The 14,978-nt window shown below is 67.7% G+C and carries 15 protein-coding genes and 1 pseudogene; 8 read left to right on the top strand and 8 right to left on the bottom strand.

All coding sequences use genetic code 11. The annotated features are described in order from the left end of the window. Positions 1 to 484: pseudogene (locus IP78_RS09530) on the bottom strand (hypothetical protein); the annotation flags it as partial. Between the two features lie 206 nt (positions 485 to 690). Here IP78_RS09530 and IP78_RS09535 point away from each other — a divergent pair. Further along, positions 691 to 1,083, top strand: coding sequence for an NADH:ubiquinone oxidoreductase subunit NDUFA12 (locus IP78_RS09535; protein WP_054111454.1), 393 nt, complete (start codon positions 691 to 693; stop codon positions 1,081 to 1,083). Positions 1,084 to 1,088: 5 nt separating this feature from the next. Beyond that, entirely contained in the window at positions 1,089 to 1,751 is a 663-nt protein-coding gene (locus IP78_RS09540; protein WP_231680976.1) for a DUF2155 domain-containing protein, read from the top strand. On the opposite strand, the gene aat is transcribed toward IP78_RS09540, so the two are convergent. From aat to IP78_RS09560, 4 genes are read right to left on the bottom strand one after another with little or no spacing between them, the layout of a single operon-like run. After that, positions 1,718 to 2,380 (bottom strand): leucyl/phenylalanyl-tRNA--protein transferase, encoded by a 663-nt coding sequence (gene aat, locus IP78_RS09545; protein ID WP_054111456.1) that lies wholly within the window; start codon positions 2,378 to 2,380, stop codon positions 1,718 to 1,720. The two genes, IP78_RS09540 and aat, sit on opposite strands and share 34 nt — an antisense overlap. A gap of 21 nt (positions 2,381 to 2,401) precedes the next feature. After that, entirely contained in the window at positions 2,402 to 3,748 is a 1,347-nt protein-coding gene (accC, locus tag IP78_RS09550) for an acetyl-CoA carboxylase biotin carboxylase subunit (RefSeq protein ID WP_054111457.1), read from the bottom strand. 7 nt (positions 3,749 to 3,755) lie between these two features. Continuing rightward, entirely contained in the window at positions 3,756 to 4,268 is a 513-nt protein-coding gene (gene accB / locus IP78_RS09555; protein WP_054111465.1) for an acetyl-CoA carboxylase biotin carboxyl carrier protein, read from the bottom strand. A gap of 26 nt (positions 4,269 to 4,294) precedes the next feature. Beyond that, entirely contained in the window at positions 4,295 to 4,756 is a 462-nt protein-coding gene (locus IP78_RS09560) for a type II 3-dehydroquinate dehydratase (protein WP_054111458.1), read from the bottom strand. A 202-nt stretch (positions 4,757 to 4,958) separates the two neighbouring features. Here IP78_RS09560 and IP78_RS09565 point away from each other — a divergent pair, with 202 nt between their 5' ends. The 6 genes from IP78_RS09565 to IP78_RS09590 all read left to right on the top strand — a co-directional run bounded on the left by IP78_RS09565 (position 4,959) and on the right by IP78_RS09590 (position 10,297). Then, positions 4,959 to 5,810 (top strand): ion transporter, encoded by an 852-nt coding sequence (locus tag IP78_RS09565; protein WP_082384940.1) that lies wholly within the window; start codon positions 4,959 to 4,961, stop codon positions 5,808 to 5,810. A gap of 66 nt (positions 5,811 to 5,876) precedes the next feature. Next, on the top strand, positions 5,877 to 6,068 hold the full coding sequence (gene thiS, locus IP78_RS09570) for a sulfur carrier protein ThiS (protein ID WP_369814689.1): 192 nt from the start codon (positions 5,877 to 5,879) through the stop codon (positions 6,066 to 6,068). Positions 6,069 to 6,202: 134 nt separating this feature from the next. Next, entirely contained in the window at positions 6,203 to 6,424 is a 222-nt protein-coding gene (locus IP78_RS09575; RefSeq protein ID WP_054111459.1) for a hypothetical protein, read from the top strand. Positions 6,425 to 6,437: 13 nt separating this feature from the next. Further along, a complete protein-coding gene (locus tag IP78_RS09580) occupies positions 6,438 to 7,508 on the top strand; it encodes an SPFH domain-containing protein (RefSeq protein WP_054111460.1) in 1,071 nt (356 codons plus the stop codon). Between the two features lie 43 nt (positions 7,509 to 7,551). Then, positions 7,552 to 8,358 (top strand): thiazole synthase, encoded by an 807-nt coding sequence (locus tag IP78_RS09585; protein WP_054111461.1) that lies wholly within the window; start codon positions 7,552 to 7,554, stop codon positions 8,356 to 8,358. 220 nt (positions 8,359 to 8,578) lie between these two features. Next, positions 8,579 to 10,297, top strand: a complete 1,719-nt coding sequence (locus IP78_RS09590; protein ID WP_054111462.1) for a hypothetical protein — start codon at positions 8,579 to 8,581, stop codon at positions 10,295 to 10,297. Between the two features lie 136 nt (positions 10,298 to 10,433). Here the strand turns inward: IP78_RS09590 and prfB are convergent. The 3 genes from prfB to IP78_RS09605 all read right to left on the bottom strand — a co-directional run. Then, a protein-coding gene (gene prfB / locus IP78_RS09595) for a peptide chain release factor 2 (protein ID WP_156320353.1) occupies positions 10,434 to 11,556 on the bottom strand; the annotation gives its coding sequence in 2 pieces (ribosomal slippage) (positions 10,434 to 11,486 and positions 11,488 to 11,556; 1,122 coding nt in all). Positions 11,557 to 11,718: 162 nt separating this feature from the next. After that, positions 11,719 to 14,139, bottom strand: a complete 2,421-nt coding sequence (locus IP78_RS09600; RefSeq protein ID WP_054111464.1) for a penicillin-binding protein 1A — start codon at positions 14,137 to 14,139, stop codon at positions 11,719 to 11,721. An 82-nt stretch (positions 14,140 to 14,221) separates the two neighbouring features. Then, the coding region (locus IP78_RS09605) for an N-acetylmuramoyl-L-alanine amidase (protein ID WP_197272426.1) at positions 14,222 to 14,978 on the bottom strand (757 nt) is incomplete at its 5' end.

Below are 14,978 nucleotides of genomic sequence, written 5' to 3' on the forward strand. Positions count from 1 at the left end.
CCTCGCCCTGACAACGGCGGGTCTCCGCGTTGAAGGCGGCGCGCGCCGCGTCGTCGAGACGCACGACGGGCGGAGACGGCGTCTCGCCCTGAGGATCATCGGCCACGGGGTGGACGCGCGCGCCATCGGGCCTGGACGCGCCCGGGGCCGCGAGCCCGAGAATCACGGACGCGGCGAGGTCGTCGGCGAAGGCGCGCGCGTCCTTGTCAGAGGCGAACACCCCCATCGCCCGGCCCCAGGTTGCGAGCCGGCCGGCCCAGCGATCGATCGCGCCGCCGAGCACGGGCGACGGCGAGGCGACGATGTCGCTGAGCCTCGGCAGGTCGGTCGGGAGCGCGTGGGCCCAGTCCAGCCAGGCTTCGACGCGGGCGTCGGTCCAGCCAGAGGGGGTGACGGCGTCGATCACGCCGTTCGCCCGCTCCACCGCGCGCCGCTCCAGCCGCAACTCGCGGGTCAGGGCTTGGAAGCGGGGCGTGAAGCGCATGCGCGGGGCCTTCGACGGCGAACCTGCTGATTCTAGGCCCCGGCCTGCGGTCGTCGCAATAGATATGGCATGCTGGGGGCGGGTTACCCCCAAGATGTTGACGCGCGGCCTTCCATCAGCGCGCTGGACGCGACGCGTGGTGGTTTCTATGATTGGAGCCTGTTGGACCGGCCTCCCCGCCGGCGTGATTTCGGACTGGACCGCCCGTGCTCGGCAAGATCTTCGGTTGGACCTCGGGCGCGACGCTCGGGACCCTGTTCACCATCGCCAAGCGCGGCGAACTGATCGGCACGGACGAGTTCGGCAACAAATACTACCAGTCAAAGGATACCGTCAGCTACGACGGACGGCGGCGTCGCTGGGTGGTCTACAACGGCTATGCCGAGGCCTCGAAGGTGACGCCCGATTGGCACGGCTGGCTGCACTACACCTTCGACGAGCCACCGACCGAGGCACCCCTGCCGCGCCGTCGGTGGGAGAAGGACTATCACCCGAACCTGACCGGCACGCCGATGGCCTGGCACCCGCCGGGCTCGCTGGCCGCTGAGGCGACCCGTCCGGCCGCGACTGGCGACTATGAGGCGTGGAAACCCGAATGAACCGGATGCGTCTGCTCACCGTCGGCGCGGCGGCCCTGACCCTGGCGGTCGGGGGCGGCGTCGTCGCAGGCGGGATGCAGGACGCTCCACCGCAGGATGCCACGCCTGCGGCCGATCCGATCGCTGAAGAGATCCGTCGCCAGCTGAACGAGGAGCCGGCCCCCGCCGCCGATCCCGCTCCGGCCAATCCCATCGCCATCACGCCGCCGACTCCCTCGCTAGAGACCGCTGCACTGGAAGACGACATCGCCTCGGACGACGAGGAGGAAGAGACGACCGACGAGGACGAGGAGGGCGAGAGCGAGGAGGAGAAGGCCGAGCGCCTCGCTCCCGAGACGCCCACGCCGCGCCAGCGGCGACGCGTCGCCATCGTGGAGGCCATCGACAAGATCACGGCCGAGAGCATGCGCTTCGAGGTCGAGGTTGGCGGACGTCCGGTCCGGTTCAACCAGTCCCTGATCTTCACCGCGCGGGCCTGCGAGGTGACGGCCGAGAACGAGCCGGTGGCGGATTCGATCGCCTATCTGGAGGTGACATTGCAGCCGCGCGGGACCGTCCGGGCCGAGCCGCGCCAGATCTTCCGGGGCTGGATGTTCGCCTCGACACCCGCGCTGAGCGGACTGCAGCACCCGATCTATGACGCCTGGGTGGTGGGCTGTAAGGAATAGGCGACGGCTTCTGCCCCCGTGAGCGGACGGGGCAGGGCGGCGGCGTCAGGCTCGGCCTTCAGGGCGCGGTCCAGCATCTTGAGATAGACGAACTGTGGCGTCTCGATCAGGCCGAACTGATCCAGATGCGGCGTGCGGAACTGGGCGTCGAGCAGCCGCCAGCCGCCCCGCTTCAGCCGCGCCACGAGGTGCACGAGCGCGACCTTGGAGGCGTCGGTCGCGCGGCTGAACATGCTTTCCCCGAAGAAGGCGGCACCCAGAGTCACGCCATAGAGGCCGCCGACCAAGACTTCGTCCCGCCAGCACTCGATGGAATGGGCCCGGCCCATCACGTGGAGTTCCATATAGAGCCGCCGGATGGGCGCATTGATCCAGGTGTCCTCGCGACCTGGGGCCGAGGCGGCGCAGGCGTCGATGACGGCGCCGAAGGCGGTGTCGACACGGACCTCGAACGGCTCAGAGCGGACAGTGCGGCGCAGACGGGTCGGGATGTGGAAGCCGTCCAGCGGGATGACGCCGCGCATCTCGGGCTCGACGAGGAAGACGCGGGGATCGTCGCGCGCCTCGCCCATGGGAAAGACGCCGCGCGCGTAGCAGCGCAGCAGGTCGTGGGCGGTGAAACTGTCCACCCCGCTACCGCCGCGCCGGGCCTATTGCGCCCGCTTCTTGGCCCACTGTTCCAACCAGTGGATGTCGTAGTCGCCGCTCAGGATGTCCGGCTCCTGGAGCAGGCGCTGGAACAGGGGGATGGTGGTGTCGATGCCGCCGACGACCATCTCGTTCAGGCTGCGCTTCAGGCGGGCGACGCACTCCGCACGGTCGCGGCCGTGGACGATCAGCTTGCCGATCAGGCTGTCGTAGTAGGGCGGGATCGAATAGCCGGCGTAGATGGCGCTATCCAGCCGCACGCCCAGACCGCCCGGGGCGTGGAAATCGGTGACCATGCCCGGCGACGGGGCGAAGGTCTCGGAGTTCTCGGCGTTGATCCGCACCTCGATGGCGTGACCCTCGAAGTGGATGTCTTCCTGGGTGAAGCTCAGCGGCAGGCCGGCGGCGATGCGGATCTGTTCGCGGACCAGGTCGACGCCGGTGATGGCCTCGGTGACGGGATGCTCGACCTGCAGGCGGGTGTTCATCTCGATGAAGAAGAACTCGCCGTCCTCCCACAGGAACTCGATGGTGCCGACGCCCAGGTAGCCGATCTTGCCGATCGCCTTGTTCACCACCTCGCCGATCTTGACCCGCTCGGCGGCCGTCAGCGCCGGCGAGGGGGCCTCTTCCAGCACCTTCTGGTGGCGGCGCTGGAGCGAGCAGTCGCGTTCGCCCAGGTGGACGACATTGCCGTGGCTGTCGGCCACGACCTGGATCTCGATGTGGCGAGGCTTCTGGAGGTAGCGCTCCATATAGACCGCGCCGTTGCCGAAGGCGGCCTTGGCCTCGGTCTGGGCGGTCTGGACGGCCTCGACCAGGTCATCGGCGGTGAGCGCCACCTTCATGCCACGTCCGCCGCCGCCCGCCGCCGCCTTGACGATCAGGGGAAAGCCGATGGTCTTGGAGGCCTCGATTGCAGCTTCGACCGTCTCGACCTCGCCGGGCGAGCCGGGCACGCAGGGAATGCCTGCGTCCAGAGCCGTCTGCTTGGCGGTGATCTTGTCGCCCATGATCCGGATGTGCTCGGGGCGCGGACCGATGAAGGTCATGCCGTGGGCTTCCACGATCTCGGCGAAGCGGGCGTTCTCGGACAGGAAGCCATAGCCGGGGTGAATGGCCTGGGCCCCCGTGATCTCGGCCGCGGCGATGATCGAGGGGATGTTCAGATAGGATTTGGCGGCCGGGGCCGGGCCGATGCAGACGCTTTCGTCGGCCAGCCGCACCCACATGGCGCCGCGATCGGCCTCGGAGTGAACGGCGACCGTGGAGATGCCCATCTCCTTGCACGCCCGGTGGACGCGCAGCGCGATCTCGCCGCGGTTGGCGATCAGGACCTTGGTAAACATGGCGGCCTCAGGCCTCGAGCAGGACGAGGGGTTCGCCGAACTCGACCGGCTGGGCGTCGCCGACCAGCACCTCGACGACGACGCCGTCGCGGGGCGCGGTGATCGGGTTCATGGTCTTCATGGCCTCGACGATCAGCAGGGTCTGGCCCTTCTTCACCTTGTCGCCCGGCTGGACGAAGGGAGCGGCCTCGGGCGAGGGCTGGAGGTAGACGGTGCCGACCATCGGCGACTTCACCTCTTCGCCCGACTTGGCGACGATGGTCGCCGGGTCTGACGGCATGGCGGCCGGCGCGGCGGTGGGCGCGGCGGCCGGAGCGGGCGCCGCATGGGCGGCGGGCGCGGCTGCATAGTGCATGACCGGCGCGGCGGTGATCTCGCGGGCCACGCGGATGCGAAGCTCGCCCCGCTCGACCTCGATCTCGGTCAAAGAGGTGTCGTTCAGGATGTCGGCGAGCTGGCGCACCAGGGCCGCGTCGATGACCTCGGACGGTTCGTTGTCGAGCTTCTTGTCGGTCGCCATGGTGAGCGTCGCCTTGTGATCGGGGTTCAACGAGAGGGCTGGGACGCGCGTTCCCGCGCCAGCCGGAGAGCGGCCTTGACGGCCAGTTCATAGGAGTGGGCACCGAAGCCCGAGACCACGCCGGTCGCCGCAAGCGAGACGTAGCTGTGGGCCCGGAAATCTTCGCGGGCGGCGGGGTTGGACAGGTGGCACTCGACCACCGGGATGGTCAGGGCCTTCAGCGCGTCCAGCAGGGCGATGGAAGTGTGGCCATAGCCGGCGGGGTTGATGACCAGGGCCGAGGCCTCGGTGCGCGCCTCCTGCACCCAGTCGATCAGTTCGCCCTCGCGATTCGTCTGGCGGAAGACGACGGTCGCGCCCTCGGCCGCGGCCCGGCAGATCGCCTGAACGTCGGCCAGGGTCTCGCGCCCATAGATGTGCGGCTCGCGCACCCCCAGGAGGTTGAGGTTGGGCCCGTTCAGGACGTGCAGGATAAGCGGGTCGGACATGCGCTCGGTTGTGTGCGGCGGTCTGCCGAGATCGGAGCGGCCTTTTAGCGAAGCCGTGGCGGTTATCAAACCGCATGCAACAAAATGATGACCTAACGTCATCGCGTGGAAACTCCAACTCCGGTCGTCACTGCTCTGGCCTAACGGCCGCGGTTGCGTCATTTGCGCGTTCGCCGACAGGGCGACTGAAGGAGACGCGAACTTGGAACGACTGAGGGCATGGGTCACGTCCCCACGGACCGAACGGTTCATCCTCATCCTGATCGTCATCAACGCCATCACACTGGGGCTGGAGACCAGCCCCTGGGCGATGCAGACCTTCGGCGCGATCCTGACGACGCTGGATCGGGTTGTGCTGGCGATCTTCGTGATCGAGATCGTGCTGAGGCTGATCGTTCATCGCCTGGCTTTCTTCCGGGATTCCTGGAGCCTTTTTGACTTCGCGATTGTCGCGATCGCTCTGGTTCCGGCGGCGGGGGCCTTCTCGGTCCTGCGTGCCCTGCGAATTCTTCGTGTGTTGCGCATGATCACCCTGGTGCCGTCGCTACGCCGGGTCGTGGGCGCCCTGATCAGCGCCCTGCCGGGCATGGGATCGATCACCCTGCTTCTGGGGCTGATCTTCTATGTGGCCTCGGTGATGGCCACCAAGCTGTTCGGCGCGGACTTCCCCCAATGGTTCGGCACCATCCCGGCCTCGGCCTATTCCCTGTTTCAGGTGATGACGCTGGAAAGCTGGTCGATGGGCATCGTGCGGCCGGTCATGGAGGTCCATCCCTACGCCTGGCTGTTCTTCGTGCCGTTCATCCTGTGCACGACCTTCACCATGCTGAACCTGTTCATCGGCATCGTCGTCAACGCCATGCAGAGCGAGCACGAGGAAGAGGCCAAGGCCGACCGGCAGAAGCTGGAAGCCGACCTCCGCCAAGCCAGCGAGGAACGCCAGCAGGTTCACGCCGAGGAGGCCGCCGACATGGCCGCCCTGCGCGCCGAAATCGCCGAACTGCGTCGTGCGATCGGTGATCTGTCGACCCGATTGCCCGGCCAGGCTGGCTAGGTCGCGCTTCCGGGGTCTAGAAGGACGCCGACCAGACCAGCCCCGGAGTGCTCCCACTTGCCCCGCATCGTGATCAATGGTGATGCCCGCGACGTGTCCGCCATGACCGTCGGGTCCCTGATCGAGGAACTGGGGTTCGACGTCCGCAAGGTCGCCGTGGAACGCAACCTCGCCATCGTTCCGCGTTCCCTGCACGCCCAAACGGCGCTGGCCGACGGCGACCGGATCGAACTCGTCCAGTTCGTCGGGGGCGGCTAGGCGGGTTCCGCCGGAAGAGGGCCGTTGGCTCCGCATTGAGGCCATCGGGTCTTTGCGGCACCAGCCGTGTCGGCTTTCGGTTGCGATTCGCAGTCGATCCGGGTGATCCTTTTGTCAGTCGCAGGGGAGTGAGAATGAATCGGGAAGTCAGGACTGCGCTGGGCGGGGCGCTCGGTCTGATCGTTCTGATCGTCGCCTTCGTCGCCCTCGTCCGCTACCTCGTGCCCTCCATTCTCGGCGCGCCCTTCTCCTTCAGCCTGATCGCCGCGGTCGCCGTGGCGGTGCTCGGCGTGCTCGTCCTCTGCTGGGCGGGCTGGCGGCTGTGGGTCTGGGCCGTTCGCTCCCTCAACCGCTGAAACGGAACCCGCTATGACCAACGCCGGAATGCCCCGCCCCTTCGATCGTCGAGGCGCGGCCGCCGTGGGGCGAACCGTCGGCATGGTGATGGCGATCTTCGCCTTGCTGATCATCGCCAGCCTGTCGGTGAACTCGTGCAGCGTCACGGTCGAGAGCGGCTACATGGGGATCAAGACCACCAAGTTCGGCCCGAACCCTGGCGTCCAGCCCGAGGAACTTGGACCCGGCTTCCACTGGGAAGGCATCGGCGAGAAGATCCGAACCTATCAGACGCTCCAGCGCACCTACAGCTATACGCGGGAGCCGAACTCCGACGGCACGGAGAACGAGGAGATTACCTTCTCGGACGTCCTGGGCCTGCCAATGACGGCCGATGTCGCCCTGACCTTCCGGGTTCAGGAGAACAAGGCCGCCGATCTCTACGCCACCTGGCGTCAGGAGTACGACGCCTTCATCGACGGGCCGCTGCGCACCTCGGTGCGGGCCGCGATCGCCCGCGAGACCGAAAAGCTGCCGGTCGCCTGCAACGCCCAGCAGGCGGCGTCCTCGGCAGCTCCGGCTCCTTTGCCCGCTGCGCCTGCGAACGGAGCCCCGGCGGCTCCGGTGGTCGCCTCCGCGCCGACCGCGACCGGCGAAGAGGAAGACTGCCCCGGCCAGCTGATCGGTCCCGGACGCCAGATCGTGCTGCAGCGCGCCATGCAGGCCCTGCAACGCGAATGGACACCCCAGGGACTGGAGATCATTCGCATGGAGTGGATCGGTTCGATCCGCTATCCCGAGAGCGTCATTCAGGCGATCCAGTCGCGCACCACGGCCGAGCAGAACACCCGCGCCGCGCTGGAGCGGGTCAACCTGGAGCGTGCCAACGCCGAGGCCCGGATCGCCCAGGCCCGGGGCCAGGCCGAGGCCAACCGCCTGCTGGCCGAATCGATCCGCTCCAATCCCGAGGTGGTGCGTCTGCGCGAGATCGAGCGGACGTTGGGCCTCTGCCCGCTCAGCGCCAGCACCTGCGTCATTGGTCAGGGGGTCAATCTGGCCCAGCTGATCGAGAGCCGGGACGCGGCGGCGACCTCGCCGCGCTGATCTTGCGGTTTCGTCCGACGGGCGGAGCGCCTAGATACGGCCCATGAACGCCCCCTTCGCTCCGCCCGCCGTCGAGACCACCCCTGACACCTGGACCGTCGCCGGACGGACCTTCACCTCGCGCCTGATCGTCGGTACCGGCAAGTATAAGGACTATGCCCAGAACGCCGCCGCCGCCGAGGCGGCGGGGGCCGAAATCGTCACGGTCGCCGTTCGCCGCGTGAACCTGACCGATCCGAACCAGCCCATGCTGGTCGATCATGTGAAGCCGGATCGCTTCACATTCCTGCCTAACACGGCCGGCTGCTTCACCGGCGAGGACGCGGTGCGGACGCTGCGGCTGGCGCGCGAGGCGGGGGGATGGGACCTGGTCAAGCTGGAGGTGTTGTCCAACACCGCGCACCTGTATCCCGACATGATCGAGACGCTTCGGGCGCTGGATCTCCTGATCAAGGACGGCTTCCAGGTGATGGTCTATTGCACGGACGACGTCGTCATGTGCCGCAGACTGGAAGAGGCGGGAGCCGCCGCCATCATGCCGGCCGCCGCGCCAATCGGCTCCGGGCTGGGCCTGCAGAACCGGGTCAACATCCGGTTGATCGTTGAGCAGGCCAAGGTGCCGGTGCTGGTCGACGCGGGCGTGGGCACGCCGTCTGATGCGACGCTGGCGATGGAGCTGGGCTGCGACGCCGTGCTGATGAACACCGCCATCGCGGAGGCCAAGGATCCGATCCTGATGGCTTCGGCCATGAAGCATGCCGTGATCGCGGGCCGGCAGGGCTACCTGGCCGGGCGCATGGCGAAGCGAATGTACGCCGACCCGTCCTCGCCGCTCGCGGGTCTGATCTAGGCCAACGCCTTCTTCTCCGCTCATCCCGGCGAAAGCCGGGACCCAGTGCTTTGGGCGATCGGTCCTGCCGAGGACGAGGTGCCGTTGATCCCGGCCGCCCTGCTTCACTTCAGGACTGGGTCCCGGCTTTCGCCGGGATGAGCGGAGGGGAGAGACATGGCGGCGATACTTGGCCTTTCATGTCGTTTGCCGCAGGGTGGCACCGGGTGGGAGACAAGACATGCGATCCAGGTTCCTGGCGTTCACGGCGGCGGCCCTGTGTCTGACGGCTCCGGCGGCGGTCGCTGACGCGACGCAGTCCGCGTCCCAGGCCGCGGCGGATGCGGCGGCCAGCGCGGCCCTGATCCAGAATCCGCGCGGCTGCGGCACGGTCGGTTCGGTGCTGGACGCGGCCGATCCGGTCAACATGGTCATGGTCGACGGCTTCGGCGGAGCCACCTTCGCCGTCGATACGACCAACCCGGAGGCCCAGGCCTGGTTCGACCACGGGGTGCGGCTGCGCTGGGCGTTCGAGCACAAGGAGTCCGTTCGCGCCTTCCGGAAGGCCCAGGCGCTGGACCCGGAGTGCGGCATGTGCGCCTGGGGCGAGGCCTGGGCGCTGGGGCCGAACCTGAACGGCGGCGGCACCGACGACGCCTCGATGCGCGAGGGCCGCCGTCTGGCCCAGCTGGCGCGGCGAAAGGCCCGCGACGCCACGCCGGTTCAGCGTCAGATGATCGACGCCCTGATTCAGCGCTACTCCGGTTTCCGCTCCAGCCGCGACGTCCGCTTCGCCCGCGCCATGGACCGCATCGCCCGGGCGAACCCGGACGAGCCCCTGATCACCGCCGTCACCGCCGACGCCTGGATGCTGAAGGCCGAGGACTGGTGGGACGAAGAGGGCCGCGCGCTCGATCCCGGCATCACCCGGGCGATGACCCTGCTGGAGGCCTCGCTGGAGAAGGCCCCCGAGGATCCCGGCACCATCCACCTGTATATCCACCTGACCGAATGGTCAGACGACCCGCACAAGGCCATCCCCTATGGCGAGCGGCTGGCCGCCCTGGCCCCCTCGGCCAGCCATCTGGTGCACATGCCGTCGCACACCTTCTACCGGGTCGGCCGGTACCGCGACGCGATGATGTCCAACGTCAACGCCGTGGCGCTGGATCAGCGATACAATGAGCTGGCCAGTCCGCCGGGCGGCATTCCCGGCATGCCGCTGCATGCCCACAACATCCACTTCGGCATGGGCGGGGCCCTGATGGCCGGCGGGTCCGAGCAGGGGCTGCTGCTGGCCGAGCGGTTCCTGTCGACCTATCGCGATATCCCGGCCACCAACGCCTGGCGCCAGATGATGGCCCACAACGCCTATGCCATCCACGGCCGCTTCGCCTCGCCCGAGCAGATCGCGGCCCTGGCCGAGCCACCCGAGGACCGGCCGATGCTCAGGGCCAGCTGGCGCTATGCCCGGGGCGAGGCGGCCGCCCGCGCCGGTGACGCCCGCGCCGTCCGCGCCGAGGCCGAGGCCATCCGCGTCTTGCGCGACGCCGAGGCCCTGTCGGGCGATGGCGGCACACGGCAGAGAGACTTCATCGAGGTGTTCCAGCGCGTGCTGGAGGGCCGCGCCGCCATGATCGAGGCCAACCCGGCCGCCGCCGTCATCGCCTATGGCCGCGCCGCCGAAATTCAGGGCTCGGGACCCGAGGGCGGCGATCCGCCGATCATCTGGTATCCGACCCGCCGCAGCCTGGCCGCCGCCCTGCTGGCCGGCGGCGACGCGGCCGGGGCCAAGGCCAAGATCGAGGAGTTGCTGACGGACTGGCCGAGCGACCCCTACAGCCTGTGGATCCTGGCCGAGGCCGAGGCTGCGTTGGGCGATACAGCGGCGGCCGAGGTGGCGACGGCTCGCAGCCGGGTCGAATGGGTCGGCGGGGCGAAAACGCTGGCGTTGGCGTGATATTTTCCCTCCCCTTCATGGGGAGGGCCGGTGGAGCGCAGAGAAGCCCGGGTGGGATTCGAATACGCGGTCACGAACCCCACCCTGACCGCTTCGCGGTCTTCCTTCCCCGTGAAGGGGAGGGAGATGGCCATCGTTATTCGACCGTGCTCCCCCGGGTCTCGCCCACGCGGGCGGCGAGCGCCGCGCCCATGAAGCGATCAAGGTCGCCATCGAGCACACCTTGAGTATCCGAGGTTTCGACCTCGGTGCGCAGGTCCTTGACCATCTGATAGGGCTGCAGGACGTAGGATCGGATCTGGTGGCCCCAGCCGATGTCGGTCTTGGCGTCGGCGAGCGCCTGGGCCGCCGCCTCGCGCTTCTGAAGTTCGAGCTCGTAGAGGCGCGCCCGCAGCATCTTCCAGGCCTGTTCGCGGTTCTGGTGCTGGGAGCGGCCAGCCTGACAGGCCACGACCGTGTTGGTCGGGATGTGCGTCAGACGCACGGCCGAGTCGGTCTTGTTGATGTGCTGCCCGCCCGCGCCAGAGGCCCGGTAGGTGTCGGTACGGACGTCCGCCGGATTGATATCGATCTCGATGGCGTCGTCCACGACCGGCGAGACTCCGATCGAGGCGAAGGAGGTGTGCCGTTTGGCCGCCGCGTCATAGGGGCTGATGCGCACGAGGCGGTGGACGCCGGATTCCGACTTCAGCCAGCCATAGGCGTTGGGGCCCTTCACCTGGATGGTGGCGGATTTAATGCCCGCCTGTTCGCCTGCTTCTTCGGCCTCGATCTCGACCTCATATCCGTGAGCCTTGGCCCAGCGGGTGTACATGCGCAGCAGCATGCCGGCCCAGTCGTTGGACTCGGTGCCGCCGGCGCCGGAGTTAACTTCCAGATAGGCGTCGTTGCCATCGGCCTCGCCGGACAGCAAGGCCTCCAGTTCGGCCCGGGCTGCGCGCTCCTTGATGGCCTTCAGCTGGGTGCGTGCTTCTTCCAGCGTCGCCTCGTCGCCTTCCTCGTCGGCCATGTCGGCGAGCATCACGCCCTCTTCGAGGCCGGTCTCCATCTCCTTGACGGCGTTGATCTGGGCTTCGAGGCGCGAGCGTTCTCTGGAAACGGCCTGGGCCTCGTCGGGCTTGTCCCACAGGGTTGGGTCCTCGACCCGGGCGTTCAGCTCATCGAGCTTTCTGACGGCGACATCCCAGTCAAAGACGCCTCCTGAGCAGAGCGACGCTCTGCTCGATGTCGGCCTTCATGGCCTCGACATCCGGTCTCATGGATTGCTCCGGGGTTGGTTGGAGGCGGGGAGATAGAGGGGTCCGCGCGAAGTGGCTAGTGGGTAGTGGTTGGAGGCGGTGAGTTGTGACATGGCGCCCGGCCCCCTGCCTCGAACGATGCCTCCGGTCGATCAGCACTCATCCGAGCCGCGATCGCACGTCTCAGAACAACCCCTCCAGATCCCGGGCCGGCTCCTGGCGCTGAGGCGGGGGCGGGGACTGTGAGGGAGCCTGTCCGGCCGCCGCGGCAGCGGCCTCCTGCTCACGTCGAATGACATCGTTGTAGTTTTGTGGGCCTGTCGGCACGTCGGGGCCGCTCGGACGCTCTTCTTCCTCGCGCCGTCGCTCCGTGCCTGGACGGAAGGCCTCTTCAATGCCACGCACCGTGCGGAACACTGCTCCTCGTGGGCGCACGAAGGGACGCGCTGGGCGTTCACGCAGCGCATCTTCCATGAAATCGATGAAGATTGGCACCGCCGCTGAGGCACCGGCTTCACCGGAACCGAGCGAGCGGTTGTCGTCGAAGCCGACGTAGATCCCCACCACAATGTCTGTGGTGAAGCCGACAAACCACGCGGAGCGATACTCGTTCGTCGTGCCGGTCTTGCCACCGATCCACCGGCCCAATCCCCGCGCACTGGCTCCTGTTCCGCGTTGGATCGCGCCCTCCAGCATGGAGCTTATCTGGTAGGCGGTGATCGGATCGATCACCTGGGTGCCACGGGGCTCGAGGAATGGTGAAGCCTGGCCTGTGAAGGCTCTGCCGCACTCGCGACAGCGACGCTGATCGGCGCGATAAATGGTTTCGCCGTCACGGTCCTGGACGTATTCAATCAGATAGGGGTCCACGCGACGTCCGCCGTTGACGAAGGCGGCGTAGGCGGCGGTGATGTCGAGCGCGGTGACTTCGCCTGCGCCCAGCGAAACCGAGAGGTTCGGCTGGAGGTTCTCGGCGACGCCCATGCGCTCGGCGAGGTCTACGACCCTGTCCATGCCGATGGAGTTGGCGAGCCTGACCGTCATGACGTTTCTGGACAGCTCCAGCCCGCGACGCAGCGTTTGCGGGCCGTAGTACTGTCGGCTGTAGTTCTCGGGCGTCCAGCGACGACCGCCGGGGCCACCGGCGAAACTGATCGGGCCGTCGACCACGATGGAAGCCGGGGTGAAGTCGCCTTCGAGAGCGGCCGCATAGACGAAGGGCTTGAAGGAGGATCCCGGCTGGCGCTGGGCCTGGGTCGCGCGGTTGAAACTGGACAGGGCGAAGGAATAGCCACCGACCATCGCCAGCACGCGGCCGGACTGCGGCTCGATGGCCACCAGCGCGCCATTGACGTTGGGGATCTGCTTCAGCGCGAACTGGCCGCTACGGGGTTCCACGAAAATCAGGTCACCGCGCCGTAGTTGCCGGTTGGCGTTGGCCCAGGCCGCGTCGGCCGCGATGAGCGTCCCGGTTTCGTCGTCGCGCGCCGTACGTATCCGGACGGTATTGCCGTTCACGCTCTCGATCGCTGCCGCGCGCCATTCGCGGCGCTCTGGCGGTGTCGTCTGGCGCAGGGCGACAGCCTGCCAGCCCGGCGCAAAGTCCGTTGTCCCCCACGGACCGCGCCACCCATGTCTGCGATCATAGTTCTCGAGGCCCCGCATCAAGGCGTCTCTCGCAGCCGTCTGGAGTGACGGATCCAGCGTGGTGCGCATGTAGAAGCCGCCCGCGTTCAACTGGCTGCCGAACTGCGGATTGGCTCTGGCGATGCGACGCGCCTCCTCCACGAAGAAGTCGGCGTCCTGATACTCGGCCCGGCGCGGTGCCTCGCGCGTCGTCAACGGCGTGGCCACCGCCGCGTCATAGGCGGCCTGGGTCAGGAACTGGTTCTCAAGCATCTCGCCCAGAACCCAGTCGCGGCGGCCCTTGGCGGCCTCGGGGCGGCGCTTGGGGTGATAATTGTTGGGGCCTTTGGGAAGGGCCGCGAGGAAGGCCGCTTCTTCAGGCGTCAATTGCTGCAGTGACTTGCCAAAATAGTTGAAGGCCGCCGAGGCCACGCCATAGCTGCGGTAGCCCAGAAAAATCTCGTTCAGATACAGCTCGAGGATCTGCTCCTTGGACAGCGTCGCCTCAAGGCGGTTGGAAAGAATCGCTTCCTTCAACTTCCGGCCGATGGTCGACTCGTTGGTCAGCAGGACATTCTTGGCGACCTGCTGGGTGATGGTCGAGCCGCCCTCCAGACGCCGACCTGTGGCGAAGTTGAAGATGTTCTTGAACATGGCCCGGCCCAGGCCCGAGACGTCGATGCCGCCATGCTGGAAAAAGTTGCGATCTTCGGCGGCAAGGAAGGCCTGCACCACGCCCGTCGGGATCTGTTCATACGGCACGTAGATGCGGCGCTCGTCGGAAAACTCGCCGATCAGGGTGCCATCACCGGCGTAGACGCGCGTGGCCGTCGGCGGGCGATAGTCCGCCAGTTCGGAAGCATCGGGCAGGTCATGCAGCAGCCACGCCGCATAGACGGCCACGATCAGCCCGGCGAGCGCGATGGCACCCAGCAGGGCCACGCCCGCCATCACGAACCAGCGCTCGGCAACCTTCACGTCGTAGCTTCTCCGACTGACGCCCGAGATGGGGTTTAGCCCGCGCCGGGGCCGTCGCAAAGGCCGGAAAAGGCTTGGGTGCTCAGCCGCCGTTCGTCGGCATTCCGGCGATCAACGTTCCATCGGCGGGCTGGCTGAAATAGCGATCGATGCCTTCTGCCACTGCGCGCATCAGACGCTGGCGGCGGCGCGTGTCGGCCAGCGCGCGTTCGTCGTCTGGATTGGTCATGAAGCCCATCTCGAGCAGCACTGCAGGCACATCCGGGGCCAGAAGCACGGCGAAACCGGCGTCGCGATGGCTGCGACGAAGCAGGGGATGATCGGCGGCCTCGATGTGAGTCAGCAGAACGCGCGCGAACTGGGCCGAACGGTTCTGGGTGGCGCGCTGGGTCATGTCCAGCAGGATGCGATCCACCGAGGGGTCGCGTCCGGGCAGATGCAGATCGCGGTGCCAGTCATCCGAGCGCGTGACTTCGCGAACGGCGCGCGAGGCCCCTTGTTCGGAGAGGGTGTACACGGAGGCACCGCGCGTCGCCGGATCGGCCCCGGCGTCTGCGTGCAGCGAGATGAACAGGTCGGCGTCGGCCTGACGCGCGATGCGGACGCGCTGATTGAGGCCGACGTAGACGTTGGTCTCGCGGGTCATGAGCACGCGATAGCGGCCCATACGGTTCAATTCGTCTCGCAGCGCCAGCGCTGCCGCAAGGGTGATTTCGCTTTCGCGGCGATCGCGGCCCAGCGCACCCGGGTCGTGCCCGCCGTGTCCTGCGTCGATCACGATGAGGGGGCGCTCGGCGCGGCGAGTCGCAGGGCGCCGGGTTTCGCGCACCGGAGCCGCC

The organism is Brevundimonas sp. AAP58, from assembly GCF_001295975.1.
Taxonomy (GTDB): Bacteria; Pseudomonadota; Alphaproteobacteria; order Caulobacterales; family Caulobacteraceae; genus Brevundimonas.

Bases quoted from the DNA above. Each gene is read 5' to 3' on its own strand.
- IP78_RS09540 (WP_231680976.1), top strand. From the start codon at position 1,089: ATGCGTCTGCTCACCGTCGGCGCGGCGGCCCTGACCCTGGCGGTCGGG.
- accC (WP_054111457.1), bottom strand. From the start codon at position 3,748: ATGTTTACCAAGGTCCTGATCGCCAACCGCGGCGAGATCGCGCTGCGC.
- accB (WP_054111465.1), bottom strand. From the start codon at position 4,268: ATGGCGACCGACAAGAAGCTCGACAACGAACCGTCCGAGGTCATCGAC.
- IP78_RS09560 (WP_054111458.1), bottom strand. From the start codon at position 4,756: ATGTCCGACCCGCTTATCCTGCACGTCCTGAACGGGCCCAACCTCAAC.
- IP78_RS09575 (WP_054111459.1), top strand. From the start codon at position 6,203: ATGAATCGGGAAGTCAGGACTGCGCTGGGCGGGGCGCTCGGTCTGATC.
- IP78_RS09580 (WP_054111460.1), top strand. From the start codon at position 6,438: ATGACCAACGCCGGAATGCCCCGCCCCTTCGATCGTCGAGGCGCGGCC.
- IP78_RS09585 (WP_054111461.1), top strand. From the start codon at position 7,552: ATGAACGCCCCCTTCGCTCCGCCCGCCGTCGAGACCACCCCTGACACC.
- IP78_RS09590 (WP_054111462.1), top strand. From the start codon at position 8,579: ATGCGATCCAGGTTCCTGGCGTTCACGGCGGCGGCCCTGTGTCTGACG.